Origin of the sequence: Microcoleus sp. BR0-C5 (genome assembly GCF_036705045.1) — a bacterium.
Classification (GTDB): Bacteria; Cyanobacteriota; Cyanobacteriia; order Cyanobacteriales; family Microcoleaceae; genus Microcoleus.
Genome location: NZ_JAUBTR010000005.1, coordinates 25526 through 48357, shown reverse-complemented (window position 1 = coordinate 48357; position 22832 = coordinate 25526). Strand labels below are relative to the sequence as shown.

Annotated in this window: 20 protein-coding genes and 1 pseudogene; 9 read left to right on the top strand and 12 right to left on the bottom strand. The window is 46.2% G+C overall.

The annotated features are described in order from the left end of the window. Positions 1-101 precede the first annotated feature (101 nt). A complete protein-coding gene (locus QUB08_RS03780) occupies positions 102-647 on the top strand; it encodes an NADPH-dependent FMN reductase (protein ID WP_333152618.1) in 546 nt (181 codons plus the stop codon). Positions 648-812: 165 nt separating this feature from the next. Here QUB08_RS03780 and QUB08_RS03775 read toward each other — a convergent pair whose 3' ends face one another. After that, positions 813-1043, bottom strand: a complete 231-nt coding sequence (locus tag QUB08_RS03775; protein ID WP_006635545.1) for a hypothetical protein — start codon at positions 1041-1043, stop codon at positions 813-815. Positions 1044-1175: 132 nt separating this feature from the next. Here QUB08_RS03775 and psb32 point away from each other — a divergent pair, with 132 nt between their 5' ends. Continuing rightward, complete coding sequence (psb32, locus tag QUB08_RS03770; protein WP_333223532.1) at positions 1176-1898, top strand: photosystem II repair protein Psb32; 723 nt, start codon at positions 1176-1178, stop codon at positions 1896-1898. 58 nt (positions 1899-1956) lie between these two features. Here the strand turns inward: psb32 and QUB08_RS03765 are convergent, their stop codons facing one another. After that, positions 1957-2340: a DUF4346 domain-containing protein gene (locus QUB08_RS03765; protein ID WP_333223531.1), complete on the bottom strand. Its 384-nt coding sequence runs from the start codon at positions 2338-2340 to the stop codon at positions 1957-1959. A 61-nt stretch (positions 2341-2401) separates the two neighbouring features. Here QUB08_RS03765 and QUB08_RS03760 point away from each other — a divergent pair, with 61 nt between their 5' ends. Both QUB08_RS03760 and dcm read left to right on the top strand, forming a co-directional pair. Then, a complete protein-coding gene (locus QUB08_RS03760) occupies positions 2402-2602 on the top strand; it encodes a hypothetical protein (protein ID WP_333223530.1) in 201 nt (66 codons plus the stop codon). Between the two features lie 76 nt (positions 2603-2678). Beyond that, positions 2679-3731 (top strand): DNA (cytosine-5-)-methyltransferase, encoded by a 1053-nt coding sequence (gene dcm, locus QUB08_RS03755; RefSeq protein ID WP_333223529.1) that lies wholly within the window; start codon positions 2679-2681, stop codon positions 3729-3731. A 17-nt stretch (positions 3732-3748) separates the two neighbouring features. Here the strand turns inward: dcm and QUB08_RS03750 are convergent, their stop codons facing one another. The 5 genes and pseudogenes from QUB08_RS03750 to QUB08_RS03730 form a co-directional block, all read right to left on the bottom strand. Beyond that, on the bottom strand, positions 3749-4141 hold the full coding sequence (locus QUB08_RS03750; protein ID WP_333223528.1) for a hypothetical protein: 393 nt from the start codon (positions 4139-4141) through the stop codon (positions 3749-3751). Continuing rightward, positions 4138-4548: a hypothetical protein gene (locus QUB08_RS03745; RefSeq protein WP_333223527.1), complete on the bottom strand. Its 411-nt coding sequence runs from the start codon at positions 4546-4548 to the stop codon at positions 4138-4140. Before QUB08_RS03745 ends, QUB08_RS03750 begins: the two co-directional genes overlap by 4 nt. A 267-nt stretch (positions 4549-4815) precedes the next feature. Further along, positions 4816-6624, bottom strand: coding sequence for an aspartate kinase (locus QUB08_RS03740; protein ID WP_333223526.1), 1809 nt, complete (start codon positions 6622-6624; stop codon positions 4816-4818). Between the two features lie 29 nt (positions 6625-6653). Then, on the bottom strand, positions 6654-6785 hold the full coding sequence (locus QUB08_RS03735) for a hypothetical protein (RefSeq protein ID WP_333223525.1): 132 nt from the start codon (positions 6783-6785) through the stop codon (positions 6654-6656). A 51-nt stretch (positions 6786-6836) separates the two neighbouring features. Continuing rightward, positions 6837-7631 (bottom strand): annotated as a pseudogene (locus tag QUB08_RS03730) (Uma2 family endonuclease). A 13-nt stretch (positions 7632-7644) separates the two neighbouring features. On the opposite strand from QUB08_RS03730, the gene QUB08_RS03725 reads away from it, so the two are divergent. After that, entirely contained in the window at positions 7645-8340 is a 696-nt protein-coding gene (locus QUB08_RS03725) for an HAD family hydrolase (protein ID WP_333223524.1), read from the top strand. A gap of 406 nt (positions 8341-8746) precedes the next feature. After that, positions 8747-12088: a PAS domain S-box protein gene (locus QUB08_RS03720; protein WP_333223523.1), complete on the top strand. Its 3342-nt coding sequence runs from the start codon at positions 8747-8749 to the stop codon at positions 12086-12088. A gap of 180 nt (positions 12089-12268) precedes the next feature. Here QUB08_RS03720 and QUB08_RS03715 read toward each other — a convergent pair whose 3' ends face one another. Beyond that, a complete protein-coding gene (locus QUB08_RS03715) occupies positions 12269-14554 on the bottom strand; it encodes an iron uptake porin (protein WP_333223522.1) in 2286 nt (761 codons plus the stop codon). A 171-nt stretch (positions 14555-14725) separates the two neighbouring features. Between QUB08_RS03715 and QUB08_RS03710 the strand changes: the two genes are divergently transcribed. Beyond that, positions 14726-15457 carry a sucrose-phosphate phosphatase gene (locus QUB08_RS03710; RefSeq protein WP_333223521.1) on the top strand — a complete coding sequence of 244 codons (732 nt, stop codon included), beginning with the start codon at positions 14726-14728 and terminating at the stop codon, positions 15455-15457. Positions 15458-15939: 482 nt separating this feature from the next. Then, positions 15940-16293: a DUF6464 family protein gene (locus QUB08_RS03705; protein WP_333066483.1), complete on the top strand. Its 354-nt coding sequence runs from the start codon at positions 15940-15942 to the stop codon at positions 16291-16293. Positions 16294-16518: 225 nt separating this feature from the next. On the opposite strand, the gene QUB08_RS03700 is transcribed toward QUB08_RS03705, so the two are convergent. Beyond that, positions 16519-16869, bottom strand: coding sequence for a late competence development ComFB family protein (locus QUB08_RS03700; RefSeq protein ID WP_333223520.1), 351 nt, complete (start codon positions 16867-16869; stop codon positions 16519-16521). Positions 16870-16943: 74 nt separating this feature from the next. Next, positions 16944-17252, bottom strand: a complete 309-nt coding sequence (locus tag QUB08_RS03695) for a DUF1830 domain-containing protein (RefSeq protein ID WP_333223519.1) — start codon at positions 17250-17252, stop codon at positions 16944-16946. 179 nt (positions 17253-17431) lie between these two features. On the opposite strand from QUB08_RS03695, the gene QUB08_RS03690 reads away from it, so the two are divergent. Continuing rightward, entirely contained in the window at positions 17432-17641 is a 210-nt protein-coding gene (locus QUB08_RS03690) for a hypothetical protein (protein ID WP_333223518.1), read from the top strand. 835 nt (positions 17642-18476) lie between these two features. Here QUB08_RS03690 and QUB08_RS03685 read toward each other — a convergent pair. Next, positions 18477-18863: a response regulator gene (locus tag QUB08_RS03685; protein ID WP_333152401.1), complete on the bottom strand. Its 387-nt coding sequence runs from the start codon at positions 18861-18863 to the stop codon at positions 18477-18479. Positions 18864-19146: 283 nt separating this feature from the next. After that, positions 19147-22617: a PAS domain S-box protein gene (locus QUB08_RS03680; RefSeq protein ID WP_333223517.1), complete on the bottom strand. Its 3471-nt coding sequence runs from the start codon at positions 22615-22617 to the stop codon at positions 19147-19149. Between the last annotated feature and the right edge of the window lie 215 nt (positions 22618-22832).

The following is a 22832-nucleotide window of genomic DNA, read 5'->3' as shown; positions in this document are numbered from 1 at the left end:
CTAAAATCTAAAATCGATTGACAGTTGCCGATCGAACTTGCTATCTTAATCATAGTCGTAATGAGTACGTTTTATTCAAGCAGTTATTGTTTTTAAGTTTTATGGTAAAAATTGTTGGCATTGGTGGAAGTTTGCGGGCTGGCTCCTACAGCCAGTTAGCGTTGAAGGTGGCCGCAGAGCGGGCGCAGGCTTTGGGCGCGGAAGTTGAAATATTGGATTTGCGATCGCTCAATCTGCCATTCTGCAATGGTGAGAATGATTATCTCGACTACCCGGATGTGGAAAAGCTGCAGAATGCGGTTAAGCAAGCCGACGGCTTGATTTTGGCAACGCCGGAGTATCACGGTAGCGTCAGCGGTGCTCTCAAGAATGCCCTGGATTTGATGAGTTTTGAGCATTTGGACGGGAAGGTTGCAGGTGGGATTAGCGTTTTGGGAGGGCAAGTTAACAGCAACGCACTCAACGATTTGCGAACCATTTTGAGATGGGTACACGCTTGGGTAATTCCCGAACAAATTGCGATCGGGCAAGCTTGGAAAGCTTTTAGTCCTGATGGTAAATTGTTGGATGAAAAACTGTCTGAAAGGTTCGACGAATTTGCTCGAAGTTTGGTAGAAAATACGCGGAAATTGCGAGGAATTTCGTAATTGTATCTCAGGAAAAACGCACTCCGGGACGCAACTGGCATAGTCTTTGGGTGCGTCAGTTCCAATAATTTCTCGATTTGAAGAGGCTTTCTCTCTAGCAGGGCACCCTACAAGCTGCAATGTAACTGTTAACAGTCAACAGTCAACAGTCAACAGTCAACTGAGTTAAAATGGCATATCGATCATGTCTCCGAAAGGATGGGGTACGTCGATCGGCATTCTGCCGGGTTTTGACTCATATTTGTCTATCCACTTTTTGGCCAATTCCAAAGCTTCCTCCTCAGTCTTGGCATTTTGGACAGCGACGTGGCGGTTGCCGCGGCTATCCCAAACCTCGACGTAGAAGACTTTCTGGGATTGAATAATCCAACCTTTATAAGTGTCTGCTGGTTCCATAGTTAGAATCCTAAAATAATCGGGCGGGGAGTTCCACTGGCTAGCTAATTGTAAATATTGCCCTGCATAAAATGAATTTTACGGGGGTTTCTATAGTATTTTTGGAAAAAAGTCAGTTTTACGGTTAACCTCATGACTAGACTCCTGAAGCAATTATTTAACTGGAGAAAATATCTCCAACCTTTGGCGGCGACGATCGCGATCGCCCTAATCGCATCCCAGATGGCGGTATTGCCGGCATTGGCGACTGGCGTTTACGAAATACCGGTGTTGTCGGCGGGCGATCGAACTTGGGTGTTCGACAAAGGCGACGTGCTCAGCCGCAGTAGCGAAAGCAATATCAGCAGCGTGCTCGACAACCTGGAAAACAAAACAGGGAAACAAGTCCGATTTGTCACCATCCACCGCTTAGACTACGGTGAAACGGCTGCCACTTTCACCGACCAACTGTTTGAACAGTGGTTTCCCACAAAAGAAGACCAGACTAATCAAATTTTACTCGTTCTCGACACTGTTACCAACAGTGCGGCAATTCGGACGGGGGAAGGGGTGAAATCCCTGCTAACCGATGAAATTGCCCAGAGTGTAGCCGGGGAAACTGTGCAAGTGCCGCTGCGGGAAGCGAATAAATACAACGAGGCATTTGCGGCTGCAAGTACGCGCATTGCAACTGTTTTGTCGGGCGAACCCGATCCTGGCCCTCCTGAAGTTGTTGACAACATTCAAGTTGAAGGCACGTTTAAAAAAGCTGAAGAAACAGACCAAGGCAATGCCACAGTTGTTGTGGTTGTGCTGTTGGTGTTGGCGACAGTGATTCCGATGGTGACTTATTTCTGGTATCAAGGTTTTTCGTAATCGGTGCTGCTAAGTCCGATCAGTTGCCGTTTTGTCAAGAAAATCTGGCAGGGCTGCACTAATCTTGAACGTATTCTCGATCGCTCAACAAAGCAATTTCTGCCCGTACAAATTCCCGTCCCAGATAAGCCGCGTGATCTAACATTGTCACCGGGCTGGGGCGGGTTTCTTCTAGGATTTTGACACAAAGTTCTTTGGCGGTTCTGCCGGTAAAAAGTGTGGACTGAGTGCGTTCTACCTTGCCGCGGGCGGGGATGGGTTTACCAGTTTCGGGATCGATGGCGAGGCCTCGATCGTCGATGATGTTGGTGAAATGTTTGGCACAAATTAAGCTGGTTTCGCGATCGAGATAAATGATGAAGTAGCCGGCTGGATCGAGATCCAGGTGGCGTTTGGATAGCTTGTCATCGATTGCGGTGAGATTTTCCAAGGTTTGACTCATGGTTGGTGAAAGGAAGTAAACAATAGCTATATTTTTTTTGCTATTTCTAGTTTAGTCGGCTGTGGGACAAGTTTGGCAGGTTGGTTGGTTGAATGCGGGGGGAAGTTTCGGGCGATCGACAATCCCTGCAATTTGGCGATCGCTCCTATGCTATAGTCTATCGGGCTCGACAGAGAAATTGATCAGTGAACTTAAGACGCGATCGCTGTTAGATCCTCAACTTCTTGAAAAAGTTAGCGATCGGGGTATTGTGTTTTTTTAGCCCTTGCTCACTTATCTATGATGCAAAATCGGTTATTATTGTATAGATGATTTGTTTGTATTAAAGCTGAGCCAGAATGAAATTTATAGATTTGTTTTCAGGAATAGGAGGTTTCAGACAAGGGTTTGAAAAAAATGGCTTTAAATGCGTTTTCTCCTGCGAGATTAACAGCAAATGCCGACAAGTTTACACGGATAATTTCGGTGAAGTTCCTTTTGGAGATATCAGTAAAATTAATCCCGTCGAGTTAGAAGACTTTGATATTTTAGTCGCGGGGTTTCCGTGCCAACCTTTTAGCATCTGTGGCAAAAAGTTGGGTTTTGAAGATACTAGAGGTACGCTATTTTTTGATATTTGTAAAATTATCAAAATAAAGCAACCTCAAGTAATTGTTCTCGAAAATGTCAAGCACTTAATCCATCACGACAAGGGAAATACATTAAAAGTAATTATTGCTAGTCTTAGAGAGTTGGGGTACAGCGTGAATTACAAAATGCTGAATGCTAAAGACTTTGGAATAGCTCAACATCGTGAAAGAATATTCATTATTGCAACGAAAGGTAAAGAATTCAATTTTTCTCGACTTAAAAGCAAGTTTCCTCCGCAACTCAGGGAATTTCTAGACGAGACAGGGGATTTTGAAATATTGGACAAATCAGAGTATACTTTAATTGATTATCCGAGAAAGCAAGATTCTGGACTTGTATTTGTAGGTTACAGAAATAAAGGTACTTGGAAAACTGGCGTGAGGCCAAATACAGAACATTTATCGAGAGTTCACAGACAGCCTAATCGCATTTATTCGGTAGATGGAGTGCATCCGACAATTCCTTCGCAAGAAACATCGGGCAGGTTTTTTATCTACATTCCTGAGCAAGATATGGTGAGAAAGTTGACGCTGAAGGAATGTTACCGTCTTATGGGTTTTCCTGAAGATTTTAAGAGTTATCCGAGTGCGGGGGAAAGTTACAAGCAAATTGGGAATTCGGTTTGTGTGCCGGTTGTGGAGGCGATCGCTAAAGAAATATTAAGTCAAAACTTATTGTCAAATGAAACGAAGGAACCACAAAGACACCCAGAGTCCCGACTTCTTGGAGCAGTCAAAACTCTAGCTAACACTATTACTTAATCTGACAACTTATTTTACTATCTTGACGGAGATTCCCATACAATTCGAGACTGTCTTGCCAATAAAAGTGCAAGCTCATCAGCCCTTGGACGGTTATCTTCACGATAGGGCAAGCCTATAATACTCCCATGATATGAAGAGTCACGTACTACATTTAGACCTAGTTCTCGAATTCCCCCTACATTAAGGCTAGCGACTCCTTCACAGTTTCTCAATGCACTCAAAGATTGTTCTATGGAAAAATTGACAGAAATACCCTGTTCGTTTATACGTTGGCGCAAATAGTAGGCGTCCGATTTGACGATCGCTCTATCCCGATCTATCCATCCTTTTCGGAGAGCTCGGTAAACAACTGTACGATCCGGTAATGTTTCAAACTCTGACGCACTCCCTGAAGATGGTTCTATCATATTTTGTTAAACCACTGCAACCAGTAAACTAATGTTGATGATGAAGCGATATCTTCGACCGCATTTTCATTGTTTGCATGGTGATAAATGTCAACTGGTTGCTCTGCACTGCATGGACAAAATAGGCGAACTGTACGCTCTGGTTCTAAGCTTGTCCAATCTAGTGTAATACTGCCTCGGTCATCTGTACCTGTTGAGGCTTTTGGAAAACTGTTTCCCATGCTATCGTAGGCTTCTACAACTAACTTCATAGCTGTCCTGAAAGCATATTCAGTCGGTCTCAAAATTCCGTACTCATCCTCTTCTTCTAAATCTAAAAGCTCGATCAGACGTTCAACAGTGATTCGGAAATTCAATAAACCGCTATTGCTACTGCTATCAGTAATCTGTTCTTTCGCTACCGTCATAAGATTCAATCCCTTTTAGGCGATCGCCAGTTTCATTTTAACACAGCCTCATGCTGTGAAATTTGCACTCAAAACTACGAGCATTGACGGTCGATCGATATTTGTATGAACATGGCAGTGCGGTGTCCAAATCCGAATATATTTGTAGGGATACAGCACTGCTGTGTCCGCGATATTTGCAAGGACACGGCACTGCCGTGTCCCTACTGAAAACCACCATACAAGCACCGATCGGACGCAATCTTAATTCCCGACTACCAACAAGTATTAGGCGGGAACTTGGATTCTTTCAGTGCCGGCAAGTTCAAAGGCTGCGTGAATTGCCTTCAAAGCAGTTACTCCTTGTCCTTCATCCACAACGCAGCTAATTTTAATCTCGGAAGTTGCAATCATTTGAATGTTAATTTGCTGGCGGGAAAGCGCTTCAAACATCTTTGCGGCTACTCCCGGATGCGCTACCATCCCGGAACCGACAACGCTAACTTTGGCTATTTGTGTATCGACTGCTACTTCGCCCCATCCGAATTCTGGGGCAGATTTTTCGAGGACTATTTTAGCAGCTTCGGCGTCAATCTGTGCTACGGTAAATGCAATGTCGCGAGTTAATATGCCGTCGATATTGTGGCAGCGCTGCGACTGAATAATTGTATCTACGCTGATATTTTCCTCGGCTAAAAGTCCGAACAGTTTTGCTGCTACTCCGGGTCGATCGGGCAATTGGCGAATTGCTAGACGCGCTTGATTGAGATCCAACGCAACGGCGCGGACTGCAGGCGGTTTGTGGGAGGCTGAACGCAGCCCAATAGGGGAGTTGGCGACATCAAATGCTTTGCAGAGTTCAGCAACGGCCCGATCGCAATCTTCAGCATCGATCGCACAACTAACTTTCACCTCGGAAGTGGAAATCATTTGAATGTTAATTCCTGCATCCGCTAAAGTCTTAAACATCTGCGCCGCTACCCTCGGACGACCGATCATTCCCGCACCCGCAATGCTAACTTTAGCTATTGGCCGCTCTTCTGCTTTCACTTCTGGTTCTCCCAATTCGGGGCGAGAATTCTTGCCGAGGGCGGGGATAATAGCATCTGCAACGGCAGTGGCTTGTTGCAGAGATTTTCGCGTCACGGTGAAGGCAATATCGTTAGTATTTCCTTCATGAATTGACTGAATAATTAAGTCTACATCGAGGTTTTGCTGCGCGATCGCACCAAACAGCCGCGCTGCTACTCCCGGGCGATCGGGCAAACGCAACAGCGACACCCCTGCCTGATCCAAGTCAAACTCCACCGCATCGACCGCTTTTGCGAGCTCCAAGCCCTCCAAAGGCCGGGGTTGCGGTGGGGGGGACACTACCCGCGTACCGGGGGCGTCACTCCAGCTAGAAAGCACTACCAGTGGCACGCCGTAATTCTTGGCAATTTCTACAGCGCGCGGATGGAGGACTTTTGCGCCCAAACTCGCCAATTCCAGCATTTCGTCGCAAGTGATTTCGTCCATCAATTGGGCGTCGGCAACCAAGCGCGGATCTGTAGTCAGAATTCCGGGCACGTCGGTATAAATTTCGCATCTGTCGGCCCGCAGCGCTGCGGCCAAGGCTACTGCAGTTGTGTCGGAACCGCCACGGCCCAAGGTGGTAATTTCCAATTCTCCGGCATCGGCGATGCCTTGGAAACCCGCAACCACAACGACTTTACCGCTTTTTAACTGGCTTTCAAGCCGATTCGGATCGATTCGCAAAATTCGGGCGCGGGTGTGGGCGGCTTCGGTGACAATGCCGACTTGGGCCCCGGTGAGGGAAATTGCGGGCTGTCCCATTTCCTGCAATGCCATGCTCAAAAGTGCGATCGAGACTTGTTCCCCAGTGGAGAGCAACATATCCATTTCCCGCTTGTTGGGATTTGGGGAAATTTCCTTGGCGAGTTTAACTAAACCGTCGGTGGTTTTGCCCATCGCTGAAAGTACGACAACCAGAGAGTTGCCAAGCTGTGCTGTTTTTACAACTCGTCGGGCTACTTCCAGAATGCGATCGACTGTACCAACCGAGGTTCCGCCATATTTCTGAACAATTAGTGCCATAGATTCTACACAAAGCTACAAAATACTTATCAAATAATACAAGCAGCTTCTGGATTAGAAGTGGTAATTTTTAAAATTCCCATACAACAAACCGGAGAAAAGAATAAAATATCTGCGTAAACGATAAAAATATGTGGGTATGGGCGGGTTTTACCAGCCATTTAATTCTCTCACACCAATATTTTAATAAACCCGCCCTCTTGATTCGGATTTTAGCCTCCTTCTAGCTCTCGCAAACGCGCTTCTAAAGCTTGAATTCGCTGCTCGGCTTCTATTCGCTTTTGCCGTTCTTGTTCTGCTTCTGACTGCGCTTGTTCGACTGCCAATTCTGCTTGTTCTACCCGTTCATCGGCAGCCAGCAGCAAATTCCCCTCAGCATCCCACCAGCGCATCCAAGGCAGTTCTACGCCCTGATAAACCCCTTGCCAAATGCCTAATTCCAATCCCATTGGCTCGATTTGGTAATGTCCGCGCTGATTTTCTGACATTAACTCAAATCTATCTTCTACCAAATGATAGCATTCTATTTTGGCTTTTGTGACTTCATAAATTCCGTAAAAAGCAGGTCTAATAATCCGCTCGTAAATCCAGAATTTGCCTTTTTTGGGAGTTTTATCTCTTTCTTCGCTGCCATCTCCAGAGACAAATTCTAGTATGATTAACGGCGGCATTAATTCTTTCCACATTACATAGGAACGCCGCATATTTCCGTCGAGAGTTGGCGGCACGTCGGGCACGTAAAACCAATCTGGTGCTTCGGCTCCTCTGGCTAGGGGTTCTGGGGGGTGCGGGACTCGCCAATAAATGCCGGAATTTTGACCGATACAATATTGTCCGTCGGAATGAAGTTGGTCTAAAATGGGTCGAACAGATGTTGTTAACAGGATGCTTTGAGGGAGTTATTGAAAGTTTTTCACAAAAGTACCGTCGGAATCTGGTAATTGAGTGTGGTCTGGAAAATCTGTAAAATCTGTTACTAGAAGTTCGGGTTTTTCGGTGACACTCATGTTGACCTCTTGAATGCTAAAAAATTATAATTCACATTTGGAACGGATGATGAGTCAGTACAAGTTAATTATTTTCGACTTCGACGGTACTTTGGCAATTACTCACAAAGCTATTGTATTTTGCTTTACCAAAACTTTTGAAAGTTTCAATATTGCCCCGCCTGCTGCTGATACTATTATAGCGACGATCGGCATCAATTTACCAAATAGTTTTAAAATCCTCCATCCGGCGATCGAGGAAAGCGCAATTCCCGAATGGGTTGAAACTTACCGCTCTTATTATCGAACGGAAGGTGAAAAGCAGGTAGAGTTATTTACCGGGACAAAGCAAGTGTTGCAGTTGGCGCGTCAGTCGGGATTGAGCCTGGGAGTTTTCAGCAACAAACACGTTAGCTTTGTTAATGTATTACTAAATAATTTGAGAATTCACAGCTTTTTTGATTTAATTTTAGGTGATAACGGACAAATTCTCCCGAAACCAAATCCGGCTGTTTTTCACTCGATGATTAAACCGCTGTTCCCGGAGTTGGATAACAGTCAAATTTTAATGGTGGGCGATACAGCGGTTGATTTGCTGTTTGCTAAAAATGCTGGGATAGATGTTTGTTGGGCGGCTTACGGATATGGCGATCGCGCTCAGTGTCTCGCCCTCGAACCGACTTTCGCGATGGACGATATTTCAGAACTTGCTGTGTTCGTTCAAAATTAATTTTTTCTGGTTTTTTATGAGAATAGTTTGAATCATTTAACTATAAAGTATTTAATTATTTTTTTTTACGAGAGCCGGATGATGTATTTTTTATTTAAGTTAAAAAATAAATGACCGAACTTGTAATCCGCCCAAACTCTGCCAAGTAAACTATACCAGAGATAGAGTTATGGTGGGAACAACTATTATAAATTAACTACTAGGATTCCTTTGAAGGTAGAAGGCACAAGGCAGAAGGCAGAAGGAAAAAAAAACGAGGGAAGCCAGATTTTCTTTAGGTAGAATTTACCGCCCAAATTCTGCATGATAGCCTTTTAACTTCAGCCTTCAGAAAACAGACAATTTTGTTAAACTCTAGGGTGTGCTGGCAGTCGGTATCTACAATAAACTCAATTTATAGAAACTCATGCAGAGAGATATAAGCATTCCTTCTGAAACGCTATCGCCGACTCGTACTGGCGGCACACCGAATTTAATAGAAGAAGTCTGGAGGCTGTACGATCGCGCCCTGGCAGCTACCAGCAACGGCATCGCGATCGCGGACGCTACCCGGCCGGATAAGCCTATAGTCTACTGCAACGGGGCTTTCGAGCGGATTACAGGCTACAATCGCAGCGAAATAATCGGGCAGAATTGCCGCTTCCTGCAAGGCCCGGATACCGATGGCGCGGCCGTCGATCGCATCCGCGTAGCCCTGAAAGAACAACACGACTGCAAAGTAGTTCTGAAAAACTACCGCAAAGACGGCACCGCCTTCTGGAACGAACTCACCATCTCGCCGGTGCGCGACAGCAGCGGACTCGTTACCCACTTCATCGGCGTTCAATCTGATATCACCGATCGCTTCCAAGCAGAAGAAGCCCTCAAACAAGCCGAGGCAAAATACCGCAGCATCTTTGAAAACGCCACCGAAGGCATATTTCAAACCGCCCCAGACGGGCGCTACCTCAGCGCTAACCAGGCACTCGCCCGAATGTACGGCTACGATTCCCCGTCAGAACTTATCGCAAAATGTTCGGCGAAAAACCTTTACACCGATCGCACCCGCCGCGCTTCCTTCATGGCAGAAATCAGCAAAAACGGCTCCCTGAAAGAGTTTGAGTCCTGCGTCCGCCGCCAAGACGGCAGCACTACCTGGATCTCGGAAAACGTGCGCGAAGTCCGCGACGAAGATGGCGAGATCCTTTACTACGAAGGAACCGTCGCCGAAATCGCCGATCGCAAGCGCGCCGAAGCAGCCCTGCGAAATCAAGAATACTGGTTGAAAACCGCGATTAACGCCGTGCCCGACGCGATCAACCTCACAGACAGCGAGGGGCGCTGGCTGATTGCCAACGACTGCGCCCTCCAACTTTTGGGCTGGGAAACCGCAGACTACCAGGGTAAAACTACTGCCGAACTCGCTGCCACCGCCGATCCGAGAGTCAGAGAAATCCTGCTAACTTGGCAGGAAACCGACGAAACCACCTGGCAAGCAGGCACTCTTACCTCCAGCCGCCAAATTGTCCCCTTGCCCACAGGTGGCAGCAATTTGTTTGAAGTGCGGAAAGTGCCACTGTTCAACCCCGACGGTTCGCGCAAAGGTTTGGCAGTCGCGGGGCGGGACATCACGCAGGAAGTGGCAGCGGATGCAGCTTTGCGAGACAGCGAACAGCGGTTTCGGGCAATTTTTGAACGCGCTGCGATCGGTATGGTAGTCGCTACCCTCGAAGGTGTTGCGATCGCCACTAATCCGGCATTTCAAGCTATGCTGGGGATCTCAGAAGCTCAACTGCGGGGTGTCTGCCTCGACGACTGCGCGCACCCGGAAGACGCACAAACGTCGCGCGAGTTGCGCCAACAGTTAGTCGCGGGTTCCCGCGAAGCTTACCAAATCGAGAAGCGCTACCTCCGCCAAGACGGCAGCATCAGGTGGGGACGCCTCAGCGCCTCTGTCATCGACAGCAGTCAGGGAACGCCACAGTTTATTTTGCAAATGGTAGAGGATATTACCGATCGCAAACAAGCCGAGTCAGCTTTGTTCCAAAATGAGGCTAAGTGGCGATCGCTAATTCTCAACAGTTCCGACATCATTACTATTCTCGACGCCAGCGGTCGCATTGTTTACGAAAGCCCTTCTGTAGAAAGAGTTTTAGGCTACGAACCCGATGAAGTCGCCGGTCAAATTGCTCTCGATTTGATCCACCCTGACGACCTGCCCTCGGTGATGTCCGACGGCGAAAAACTGATCGCAAATCCAGGCGATCCGATCGCCCTAGAAGGTCGGTTCCGGCGCGCTGACGGTTCTTGGTGTTTTCTCGAAGGTGTGGGCATCAACTTGCTAGCAGACCCCGCTGTGAAAGGAATTGTGATCAACTCCCGCGACATGACCGCGCGCCGGCAAGCAGAGTACCGCCTCAGCAAAATCAACGAGTGCTTTTTGGGATTCACCACCGACGCCGCTGAGAACATCCAGCGGCTGACATCCTTAGCCGGCGAGCTTTTGGGCGGAAGCAGCGCCATCTACACCCGTTTAGGTGGCGCTCTGCTGCACGCGATCGCGACTTGGCAAGCGCCGCCGGACTACCCGCTAGTCGAGATCGCCGAGGGCCACATCTGCACCGACGTATGCAGCAAAGGAAGCGATCGGGCTGTTGCCATTCCTGACTTGCAGAACACGATCTACGCCCAAACCGATCCCGCTGTCATCCGCTACCAACTGCGAAGCTATCTGGGACAAGCAGTGCGGCTGGGCGACAATTACGTGGGTGCGGTGTGCGTTGTCAACACCGACTCGATCGCGCCCACAGAAGCCGATTGCAAGCTGATCGGAATTATTGCTGGGGCGATCGGAGTTGAGGAAGAACGGGCCGCCGCCGCCTCGCGCGATCGGCAAAAATCCCAAGAACTGCAAACAGCTTTGAGCGACTTGCAGCAAACTCAAATGCAGTTAGTACAAACCGAAAAAATGTCTTCCCTCGGACAGGTGCTAGCAGGAATTGCCCACGAAATTAACAACCCAGTTGGCTTTGTCGCCGGCAACCTCTGCCACGTCCGAGGCTACGTTCTCGACTTGTTAGAAATCGTGCAAGTCTATCAAGAAGAGTACCCAAATCCCCCAGCAAAACTTCAGCAACAAGCTGAGGATATAGACTTAGAATTTCTAGCAGAAGACCTGCCAAAATTGCTCAATTCGATGCAGACAGGATGCGAGCGCATTGTAGAAATTATTCAAACTCTCCGAAATTTCTCGCGGGCGGACGAAGCGAAAATCAAAACTGCCGACATTCACGAAGGTTTAGAAAGTACCTTGTTAATGTTGAACACCCGGCTGAAAGCCAAGGCCAAATGGCAAGGCATTAAAGTTATCAAAGAATACGGAGAACTCCCGCAAATAAACTGTCATCCCGGACTGTTAAATCAGGTATTTATGAATGTATTGGCAAATGCGATCGACGCCTTGGAAGAAAGCTGCAGCCAAGCAAAAGACACCGCCAATTCTATCTTGCCTACTATTACTATTCAAACTGAAACGATTGATGACAAGAGCATTTTAATTCGGATCAAAGACAACGGGTTGGGCATTCCCGAAGATCAGATTGTGCGTTTGTTTGACCCATTTTTTACCACAAAACCAGTAGGTAAAGGCACAGGTTTGGGTTTATCAATTTCGCACCAAATTGTCGTTGAAAAACACAACGGCAAATTGCAGTGCCTCTCAGAACCCGGTAAAGGTAGTGAATTTATCATCGAAATTCCAATTAAGTAGAAGGAATCAGGAACAGTCCTGGACGCAGTACGATATCCAGAAACCGGGTTTTTTGGAAAAACCCGGTTTCTGTTGGCTGCAACGTGGGTATCTTGTAGGGTGCGTCGCTACCAGATTTTCTATTTTAATTGCAGATTGGAGGGTAGCGACGCACCCTACGGTATCTATTTATTCTGGAAATTAAAAACTAAACTGCGTCCGCAAATTGCCCACAAAAATTGTCGGGTTGTTGTCGAAATTATTAGCATTCCAGATCGCATAAAATGCCGGTACGAGCGAAATATTCTCGGTGACAGGCAAATAATAAGTGGCTTCAAGTTCGTACTGCTTGCCACCATTTCCCCCGCCCGAAACCAGAAACCTCCGACCGCCAGTAACGTCAAAAGGCACTAAAAATGAGGCCGTAAACACAGCTCCTTTTTTGAATAAATCAGGAAGTGCAAATCCTAACATATAAGATTGAGTTTTGATCGTGCCGTCGGGTCGGTCAGTCTTGGGAAATATATTGGTTTCGGCGTAGCCGTAGCGGCCGAAAAGACCGAAACGGCGGCTCAGCGACCAATCGAAATTAAAGCTATAAGTATTGGCAGTAGCATTGCCGAGACGACCACCGAAACCGTCATCTGCCAAACCGTTAAGGGGCCTGCCATTCGGTGCTCCGATTAGCCCGCCAATTTGCTGGATGTTGGAACGGCTGTACAAAAACCGCAAGTTTGCCCGATCGCTCGGACTGAATGTTAGTTCGGCGGTACTCGTATTTGTCCCACCAAACAAGCCTTGAGACGGATTGGAAGCGGAATTAAACACCGAACTGGGCAAAAATTCCATACTCTCGCCCAAATAGCCTAAACGCAGTTTCAATCGGCGGCTGATATCCCACAAAGCCAAAGCACCTGCGCCGCGTTTGGTAGCAGTTAACAAAGTGCTATTGTTAGAATTAAAACTGCTCGCACCGTCCACGAAAAAGCTAAAATTATTGTTGTCAAAGTAGCGGTAGAAATTAATTCTCGGACCGATTACTACTTGCAAGCTGTTGCTAACCGGGAACTGATAATAAAGTTCTCGCAGGATAACTTCATTGGGATTCACCCCAGCAGTCTGGTCTAGAAAAGGAGTGCCAAAGGTATTAAAAAGACCCGGAGAAGTATACTGATTGGCTGGTGAATTTCCGTTACCTACAGCTAGCTGTGTAACCAATTGGTCTTTCCCTGTAAAAGAAGTAGTGAGGGTTAACCAAATTAAGTGGCTGAAAGTAATTTCTGGGTCGTCCACTCTCTGCACGATCGGTCGGTTGGTGACAGGATCGCGTCCGGCTACTCGATCGAGCGGAGCAGCATTTCCATCTATTGCTTCAACTCGGACTCCCTTGCCTGCAAAAGCTCCACTCAGATTAAACCAAGCAAATCCGTTGAGTTTAGTAGTAGTTGAAAATTGGTTGGCTTCCAATTCGGCCGTGCGGGCTTCTAAAGCATCTACTCTACCGCGCAATGTAGCTAATTCTGCCGCAAATTCTTCTTGCAATCTTTGCAAAGCAAGTAAATCTTCTCGCTTAACTAAATTACCAGTAGAACCGCCAAGTTGTTTGGTAATTTGATCCAAGCAAGCGTTTAATCCGGCGGCGAATTCATACCGAGTCATTGCTCGATTGCCTCGGAATGTGCCGTCTGGATATCCCGCAATGCAGCCGTATCTTTCTACTAGGGATTGCAAGGCTTGAAAAGCCCAATCTGTCGGCCGCACGTCGGAGAGTTGGGAAACAGAAGTGACTTGTGCTGCGTCTTCTTGTATGCTGAGGTCATCAGCGGTGCCCGTCTCGCTGCTGATGTCGGCAACTTTGCTGGCTTCAGCAACTTGTTGAGACTGAGGAGAGTTTGCAATTTCTAACTTCTGTGGGGGCAATTCGCGAATTGCCTCTGTTATTTCTGGGGCTGTTGTTGTACGATTCACCCATGCTGCATCTGTTTGGGGTAAAGCACGATTCACCCATGCTGCATCTGTTTGGGGTAAAGCAGGATCGACTGTTGCTATATCTGTTTCGGGTAAAGCACGATCGACTGTTGCTGCATCTGTTTGAGGTAAAGCAGGATCGACTGTTGCTATATCTGTTTCGGGTAAAGCACGATCGACTGTTGCTATATCTGTTTCGGGTAAAGCACGATCGACTGTTGCTATATCTGTTTGAGGTAAAGCGCGATTCACCCATGCTGCATCTGTGTCGGGTAAAGCGCGATCGACTGCGGAGTTAGTATCTGCGGTAATCGCCGCTAACTGCGGTATCTCAATCTTACCTCCTGCCAGCGCTGCGTCTGGGGTAGCCCTAGGGACGGCACTCGCTTCTAGCGCAACTTCAGGAGTTGAGGTATCCTGAATTTGAGCTGTTGCGGAGAGCGGCCCCAAAGGCACTGCCGCACCAGAAATCAAGAAAGACAGCCAAAAAGCTTTAACGGAGCTTGAATTCTTCACCATACAACTCACACCACTTGTTAAAAATTAAATCGGGCACATCTTAACCGATAAGCTTGCTTATAAATGTATTTTTTTTTACAAATTCTTATAAATAGTTAAAACTATTTTAGGAAGCGATCGATTCCCAATCACTAATGACTGATGACTACTGACTCCTGACTAATTCCCAAAATGAAGTTTTTATTAGTTACAGATTTAGACTACACGCTAGTCGGAGATGACGAAGCAACTCAAGTTTTCAACCAGCGCTTGCAACCTGTGCGATCGCAAATTTGTTTGGTTTACGCTACCGGGCGTTCTTATGCTTCAACTTGCGAATTAATTGCCCAAAAGCAACTGCTAGCACCGGACTATTTGATCGCAGGTGTAGGCAGCGAAATTTACAAAGACGGAATCCTCGATTTAGATTGGGCCGAATATCTTTCTCAAGGCTGGGATAAAATGGCGATCTCCTCTTTAGCGCAGCAGTTTTCCCAGCTTAAACCCCAATCCGTCAAAGAACAAAATCCTTGGAAAATCAGTTATAGTCTGGAACCAGCAGCAGAAAATAGCTCGACAGTCCAGGCTTTGCAACAAAAGTTAACTGAATCGGGACTGCCAGCTCAAATCATTTTTAGCAGCAATAGAAATGTGGATATTTTACCACAAACTAGCAATAAAGGCAATGCCCTTACTTATTTACAAAAGCGCCTACAAATTCCATCTGAGACAACATTAGTTTGCGGTGATTCTGGCAATGATATCAGTATGTTTGAACAGGATGCCCGGGGAGTAATCGTCGCTAATGCTCTATCAGAACTCTTAGAATGGCATCGCGAATCCGGCACTGAAAATCATTATTTAGCTGGTTCTGCTTGCGCTTGGGGAATCATGGAAGGAATGGCATATTTTTGGGAATTTTGATTGCCAAAAATTCCCTTTGGTTTGTAGTGAGCAGTGAAGTCCTCAGTACAAACGCACCCGAAGCACCCCAAGTCCTGCAAACCGTTAAAATCTGTTCAGGAATCTCAACCGCGTATCGATCGAACCTGGGAATTGCGATACCATCAGCCTGTACTGCTTTATCAAACCTAATCGAACTTAACTTTAGTTACCTCAAGCGAGTTGAAGTTTATTTCCTAGCGTGTCGGGTGGAACTCACATCTTGCACCATTCTCAAGAACAGGCTAATTGAGAATGGTGCAAGATGTGAGGTGGAACGTAGTGGAGGGAGTCGGCTATCCCAAGATAAGTCGGCGAGCCCTCGATCACCAAAAGTTATATAGTTAAGCTTAGCGCCTCAACCTAAATTACTCTCTCTATAAAAACTTATCTTTCTAGATGCACAAGATGTAGGTTGAGTCAACTATTTGCCCCTTTAGTTCAGTTCGCGAACGCACCGCCAGATGGAACAAAATACTTTACCCGTAGAGGTGATTCTCTCTCACCCCCGCCAATATTTAGGTAGCATTCGGCTGGATTGGACGCCACAACCGGGGAACTATCTAGATTTAGAAGGACAAACCTACGCTGTTTTGGAACGCCACCACCGCTATCAGCTCAAATCCGGCCGCTACCGACTGCAAAAAATTGCCCTGTACGTGCAGTCTGCCACACCGCCGACGGAAAGAACATTTGTAAGCGGCATTTGGGTTATCGGAGATGCTAGCTGCCGCTTTAATGCTCGATCGGAAATTCTGCGCTGTGCTGTCAATCCTAATGGCCCGTGCAACTGCTGCTGCGATTACCAAAAGTCTTGAACCATCGAGTCAATCGATTTTAGATTTTAGATTTTAGATTTTAGATTTAAGCATTGACTTGCGCGAGATAAATTCGGGGGCGCCTTTATCGGATACAGGTTTTTTATTTCTGGACGGATGAATCACGTGGCGGGTATCCTGGATGCTTTCGGTCAGTAAACAATTCCACCTCGCCCAACCGAGAGTGCCGAGAATCTCGGCGTCTCCCTAATTTACAAGAAACTATCAAAACCAACTAGCAACTCTGGAATCGAATTTAACTTCTTCAAGAAGGCGGTAATCTATCTTCTGATAGCTGTGGAGCACTTCGCGAATGCCAGTATGAATCAAATTTTCTATGTGCAGCAACTGCTCCGAAGAACAGCGAACCTGAACTGTTTGATTTGACACAGACTCGCCGGAGTCGATCGCAGTATATCTATTAGGAACTCGGCAGAGCACATAAGCAATTAAATCCTGTCGCAATCCCGAAGGCGAAAAAGCTTGTTGGTAGGGGTGCTTCGGATAAGACTCCAAGATTATTTCTACTTCCTCTGTGACTACAGCTAAGGTAATATTGACAAGATTTTTCTGCATTTTCCCTGTCCCCAAAGACTCGTTAACTAATATTTGTGTGCCCGTTCTCGATCTGGTCTGATTTCTCATGAATTTTAACCGGCTAATACCACCAATTTTTTTTCGGTCATCACCAGCTCAAACTCGGAACTTACCTCTTCTATAACCCGCAGCACGTAGCAGGGAATCTTGTCCGATAAAATAGCACTTGCCACCGTACCCGTGTGAATTTCTAAGACTGCTTCTGCAGCAGCTTCAAACATCAGTCGCTGTCCCGGAAACATCACTCTTTCAAAGTACCAATTAGGAATGTTCCCAATCCGAACCACCTGAACTAGGTTGGTAACATTTGCGTAATAGCACAGAATCTGGTTGTTACCTTTATAAGATAGCTGATCTGACATTTAAAAAATCTCCACACTCTTTCAAAAACTTACTGAGACTTGGCTTTGCCTGTTAGTGGCAATTACGAGTTTGGCTCTTTATCAAACGAGCGACTTATTTTTTTGATGTTATTCGAGAGCGCGAATCACATCCTCAGTTATTAATTTTTTTAGCATTGAGTTATCCTGCCAAAACTTAGATGTCTGTCACAGAAACCCCGTTTTTCCAGGTGAAAAAACCCGGTTTGTTTGGTCTGCAGAGCCTATATCCTGACTTATTTAGGTTGGTTGTGCTGTGGCACCCGTTAATAGAAAGTACCGTCACTTTCCCGAACTCTCCTGACAACAGATTCACTCTTTGGCAGCGGAATGGTGCTGAGAGTGCGATCGACCTTGAGATCCAGAGCTAGAAGTAAACTTTATCTAAAAAATATGAGGAAATTATGAAGACCATCATTTTTTTTGATAAATATACTTTTGCCCAAGCAGGGATTACAACAGTTAGGCAAAAACCGGGTTTTTTAGCCAAAAACTTCGCTGCATCTGTGATCCTGGGTTAAAAAACCAGGTTTCTGACGGAACTCTGCGTAAATCTTGGATTAGCAGGCTGAAACCTGGTTTTTCACCAAAAAACTTCGCTGCATCTGTGATCCCTGGTTAAAAAAAACCGTTCTTGAGGCAAATCTGTGTAACTTCTGGAGGAGTTATTCGGGCTGTAAATATGGTAATAGCCGATCGGCTTTGCAGGTAACAAAAAACCCCGACTCCCTGAGATCATCTCTAGAACTTCTAGGGAATCAGGGTTTAAATGAACGAATCACCGATCGATCTCAAAGCTAAATCAAAAAAATGAGGAAATTCTGAAAATAGCAGGAAAAACTAGAACTTTCCTGGACGCATAAACCCGGTTTATTAACATAATTGCGTGATTTCCGCAAGAATCAAGGGAATGAGAAAGCGGATTTTTGATCGATTTGAGATTTGAGATTTTAGATTAAAGAATTGAAGCATTGACTTGCGCGAGATAAATACGTTCGGCAAGTTTCATCGGATACAGGTTTTTTATTTCTGGGTCCTGAGTCTGCTTTCGGAATGAATCACGTGGCGGGTATCCTGGATGCTTGATTGTCATCCGGCTTTAATGTCCCCTTGATTCTTCCGTCGGGCTGGGCCGACTTTGTTTGTCTAGTAGCGGTTTCAACTGCCGAGTTTGATCTGCTATCTGCGATCGCATTTTACCCGAGTTTAAAGCAACGGTTCCCAACCCAGAATTTCCGCCACTTGCTGTGCCAAACTCAAAGGATCGAAAGGCTTTGCAATCACCCCCGCTACCCCCAAATCAGCAAATTCGCTCAAATCCATCGCCTGCACCTTAGCCGTCAGGAAAATCACCGGAATCCCCCGAGTAGCCGCATTGTTTTGTAGCAAACCAAACAGAGTAAGTCCGTCCATATCCGGCATCATCACATCTAGCAGAATAGCGTCAGGAAGTTGAGTTTCAGCTAACAGCAATCCTTGGCTGCCGTCGGGCGCGCTTAGTACAAACCAGCCGCCTAAATGTTCCAGACAAGCCTGAATCACGCTGCAGAGGTTTTTTTCATCATCGATGACAAGAATGCGCTTTGCTGACATAATTAAAACTCAAATTTTAAATTAATCATGGTAAACCAAAAAAGGACTTACGCACGCTGCCTCATCAACCGGATTTCTTTAAAGATATAGCAAAAGGAAGAAGCAATAAAATTAAGAGTTTCAGCACTTAAAAACGTCCTAATCGTCGGGCGCGTTTGCTATATTTGGCCGCTCACCTACTTAAACCCTGAACAGAAAAATCGACCTATCAGCCTCCCAAAATCATCCTACCCGCGTGGGTTGCCAGCAAGTTGAGCTGTCGCCAGATATTATCAAAGCAATCTCAAACCTCCAAACTTTTTCCCCCTTCGCCTTCCAACGGTGCAGGCACTGTGAAGTAGAAACTGCAGCCTTGTGAGACAACACTTTCGACCCAAATTCTGCCCCCGTGCTGCTGTACTATGCTGCGACAGATAGCCAAACCCAAACCCGTACCTCCTTTTTGGCGGGAGTCAGAAGCATCCACCTGTTGAAACCGTCCAAAGATAGTTTCTAGTTTATCTGCCGGAATCCCCCGCCCTCGATCTTTGACTTCAAATAAAACCCGTGAAGCGTAGCTATCCCGTAGGGAATCGCCCAAATCTTCAACCCTGACAGTTACTGTGCTCCCTGGAGCGGAGAATTTAATCGCATTGCTCAACAAATTTACTAGCAGTTGAACGATTCTGTCGGGGTCAGCCCAAATTTGGGCTGTTTCGGGCAAAATCGACAAATCAATGTTATTTTCAGCAGCCAAAGAAAGTACAGCTTCTGCAGACTTCCGCATCAAAACCTGGGCATCGCACCACTGCTTGACGAGGATAACTTGGCTCGAATCTAGCCGCTCTAAGTCGAGAATATCGTTGACCAAACGCACTAACCGTTCGGTATCGCTCGAAGCGATTTCTAACATCTGTTTGGCAGTTTCCGGTTTATTTTTCAGTACCCCAGCCGCCAGCAAACCTAAAGAACCGCGAATGGAGGCAAGCGGAGTTCTCAGTTCGTGGCTGACAATCGAAATAAACTCATTTTTCATTTTTTCAATTGCCCGACTTTCTGTGATATCTGTGACTGTGCCGACGTGACCAATTAGTTGAACTCTGTCGGAAAAAATCGGAGCTGTTTTAAGCCGACAAAACCGGATTGTTCCGTCTCGCTGGATGTGGCGGAATTCGCAGGAAAATTCCCCATCTAGCGATTGCGATTCCGACCACTTAGACAAAATTAGTTTGAGGTCTTTGCGGTGAACAAACCGCATCCAGCCGTTTCCTAAAGCTGCTGCAGGTGTGAAGCCACCAATTGCTTGACAGCGAGGATTTGTATAGGTACATTTCCCCTCAGTATCGATTTTGAAAATGCCCACGGGCGAACTCTCGCTCAGAGAGCGAAATAAAGCTTCGCTTTCTCGGAGTTCTGCTTGAGAGCTTTCTAGTTCTCTGGTTCGCTGCAAAACTCGCATTTCTAACCGTTCGTTGAGCTGTTGGAGGGCGGCTTCAGCAAGTTTACGATCGCTAATATCGCGGTGCACTGATACCCAGTGGGTAAACTCACCATTTTCGTCCGCTATGGGCACAATGCTCATTTCTACCCAAAATTCCGTCCCGTCTTTGCGGTAATTGATCGAGTCAACCCGCACCGGCTGCCAGGTTTTCAAAGCTGTCCGAACTCGATGGAGACTGGCGCGGTCTGTTTTTTGTCCTTGCAAAATGCGTGGCGTTTGGCCCACAACTTCTTCTAGCGTATAGCCGGTCATCCGCGTGAAAGCTGGGTTGACATAAAGAATTCGCGGGCCCGGTTCCTCAATCGGTTCAGCTTCGGTAATTAACACGGCGTCGTTAGTGGTGGTGACTGCTGATTCCAACAGGCGCAACTGTAATTCTCTAGCTTTGCGATCGGTAATTTCTGTAACTGTCCCCACCATCCGCACTGCATCGCCGGATTCGTTGTAAAAAAACTTACCTTTCCCCTCCATCCAGTGAATACTGCCGTCGGGCCAAACCACGCGGTATTCCTGAAAGTAATCTGATCGCTGGGCCAGGATCTGATTTATAGCATTCTCGATACTTTTTAAATCTTCTGGGTGAACGCAAGCTGCAAAACTTTCATAAGTTCCGGCAAAAGTTCCCGAAGCCAACCCAAACAACTCTTCGTGTTCCCTCGACCAAACAATGAGATTTTTCTGCATATCCCAGTCCCAAAATCCGATTTTGGTAGCGGACAAAGCTAAGCTGAGCTGCTGATTGGTTTTCCGCAACTCCATGCTAGTAATCGCCACTCGAAGTTCTCGAGCTATTTCGATTTCGCATCGCTGCCAAGGCAAAGATTTTAACCTCACAGTTTCTTGCCACAACTCAAAGGAATTGCGAGGAGACAGCGGCCGGCGGCCATCCGGTTTAACTTCAATTTCCCCGTCTGGTTTGCCGGCCCAGTTGACAGTTTGAATTGTTTCTGGACGGAACCACAAAATGTAATAATTTTGCATCTCGGACATGGCAAGTACCAGCAAACCGCTAGCAACTTCTTTAAACTTCTGGGAGGGCGGATACAGTTTTGAGAGAGAATCTGTATGAAAAATATCATTATTTATTTGAGTTTTTATCCAAGCAATTAAGTTTTCGATTTCTAGCAATTCCGGGGTTTTGCCGATGGTTGTTAAATTTTCATTTGCACACACAACTCCACCAGTAGCGCCCACTAAGGTCAGCAATTCATCTCCGGATTTAAGTAAACCTTCTACAAACCAGTGTGATTGAGAAATTTTGGTAATAAACTTATGGCAATTTTCTTTTAAATAAATTGCATATTCCCAATTTTCGCTATCTTGTTTGTAGCTAAGTTCTAGATTCACAAAATTTGCTAGCAGTTCGCAAGCCTTTCTTGTTTCGTAGTTGACATACTTTCGTGTTGAGTGGTGACAGGCGATCAATCCCCAGAGTTTTCGATCTTTGATTAATGCCAAGGTCATGCTAGCGCCAACGTTCATATTTTTGAGATATTGAACATGGCAAGGGGAAACTGCTCTCAACAAAGAGAAGCCCAGATTCAGGGGGCGACCGGTCAGCGGATTGCAGTGAGGAATTAGTTCTATCGGCTGACAGTTAATATCGGGAATAAACCGAATTAAATTCATGTTGAACAGCTTTCTTGCCAGGGGAGGAATATCGGTAGCCGGATAGTGCAGTCCCAATAAAGGAGCCAAACTTTCTACTTTGTCTTCGGCGACAACTTCCCCCGCACCGGTGGTATCAAATTTATAGACGATCGCCCGATCGAAACCGATCATCCTCCGCACTTCTGCAACTGCTGTCTGACAGAGAACTTGCAGGTTTGGTGTTTTGTGGATTTTGTCGATCGGCTCTTGGACTAAATGATAAAAATTGAAAGAATCGCTGGGTTTTGGGGAAACAGCCGACTCGAGTTCAAGAATTAATGCTGAACTAGATTGATGCAGCGTTCCCTGAAAAAAAGACTGGCGGTTTTGACTTTTGAATGATAATCTGATACCGTTAGATTGATGGCAGTTTTCAAATAAAGCTTTTTCTATAGCCTCAATTTCCTCAGTTTCGACAAATTCCTGTAAAAATTTGCCCAAAAGTTGTTCGGGATAAATGCCGATATCCTCAAAAATATTGTTACTTACTTGCAAAATTTTCAACTCAGGAGATTCCAACACTAAAAGGATGCCATGAGGTTGGATCGCAGCCGGGGCGTAAATTTGTTCGTAGTCGCTGTCATTGAGATTGTCTGTGTCTGAGGGCAATACCATTGCTTTCATCTGATTAATACTTCTCTAAATTAGCCTGTGTTCTTGATCAGCTCGCAAGCATCAATCAAAAGCACCGCGTCGGAATCACACAATCTAACAATCCCAAGTCGGGCTAAGGCTTCCTGATTTGTTTCGGACACGCACTGCATATTTGCTCCTAGTTATCCCATTTAAAAAAATAGAATACAACTGTAGGTACGTGCTCGAAACCCATATCTGATCAG

Coding starts and splice junctions, on each gene's coding strand:
- QUB08_RS03740 (WP_333223526.1), bottom strand. CDS start 6,624: ATGGCACTAATTGTTCAGAAATATGGCGGAACCTCGGTTGGTACAGTC.
- QUB08_RS03700 (WP_333223520.1), bottom strand. CDS start 16,869: ATGCAGAAAAATCTTGTCAATATTACCTTAGCTGTAGTCACAGAGGAA.
- QUB08_RS03685 (WP_333152401.1), bottom strand. CDS start 18,863: ATGTCAGCAAAGCGCATTCTTGTCATCGATGATGAAAAAAACCTCTGC.
- QUB08_RS03710 (WP_333223521.1), top strand. CDS start 14,726: ATGAAGTTTTTATTAGTTACAGATTTAGACTACACGCTAGTCGGAGAT.
- QUB08_RS03725 (WP_333223524.1), top strand. CDS start 7,645: ATGCTAAAAAATTATAATTCACATTTGGAACGGATGATGAGTCAGTAC.
- QUB08_RS03705 (WP_333066483.1), top strand. CDS start 15,940: ATGGAACAAAATACTTTACCCGTAGAGGTGATTCTCTCTCACCCCCGC.
- QUB08_RS03780 (WP_333152618.1), top strand. CDS start 102: ATGGTAAAAATTGTTGGCATTGGTGGAAGTTTGCGGGCTGGCTCCTAC.
- QUB08_RS03765 (WP_333223531.1), bottom strand. CDS start 2,340: ATGAGTCAAACCTTGGAAAATCTCACCGCAATCGATGACAAGCTATCC.
- QUB08_RS03690 (WP_333223518.1), top strand. CDS start 17,432: ATGTCTGTCACAGAAACCCCGTTTTTCCAGGTGAAAAAACCCGGTTTG.
- QUB08_RS03720 (WP_333223523.1), top strand. CDS start 8,747: ATGCAGAGAGATATAAGCATTCCTTCTGAAACGCTATCGCCGACTCGT.
- QUB08_RS03715 (WP_333223522.1), bottom strand. CDS start 14,554: ATGGTGAAGAATTCAAGCTCCGTTAAAGCTTTTTGGCTGTCTTTCTTG.
- QUB08_RS03695 (WP_333223519.1), bottom strand. CDS start 17,252: ATGTCAGATCAGCTATCTTATAAAGGTAACAACCAGATTCTGTGCTAT.
- QUB08_RS03750 (WP_333223528.1), bottom strand. CDS start 4,141: ATGATAGAACCATCTTCAGGGAGTGCGTCAGAGTTTGAAACATTACCG.
- QUB08_RS03735 (WP_333223525.1), bottom strand. CDS start 6,785: ATGGCTGGTAAAACCCGCCCATACCCACATATTTTTATCGTTTACGCA.
- QUB08_RS03745 (WP_333223527.1), bottom strand. CDS start 4,548: ATGACGGTAGCGAAAGAACAGATTACTGATAGCAGTAGCAATAGCGGT.
- QUB08_RS03680 (WP_333223517.1), bottom strand. CDS start 22,617: ATGAAAGCAATGGTATTGCCCTCAGACACAGACAATCTCAATGACAGC.
- dcm (WP_333223529.1), top strand. CDS start 2,679: ATGAAATTTATAGATTTGTTTTCAGGAATAGGAGGTTTCAGACAAGGG.
- psb32 (WP_333223532.1), top strand. CDS start 1,176: ATGACTAGACTCCTGAAGCAATTATTTAACTGGAGAAAATATCTCCAA.
- QUB08_RS03775 (WP_006635545.1), bottom strand. CDS start 1,043: ATGGAACCAGCAGACACTTATAAAGGTTGGATTATTCAATCCCAGAAA.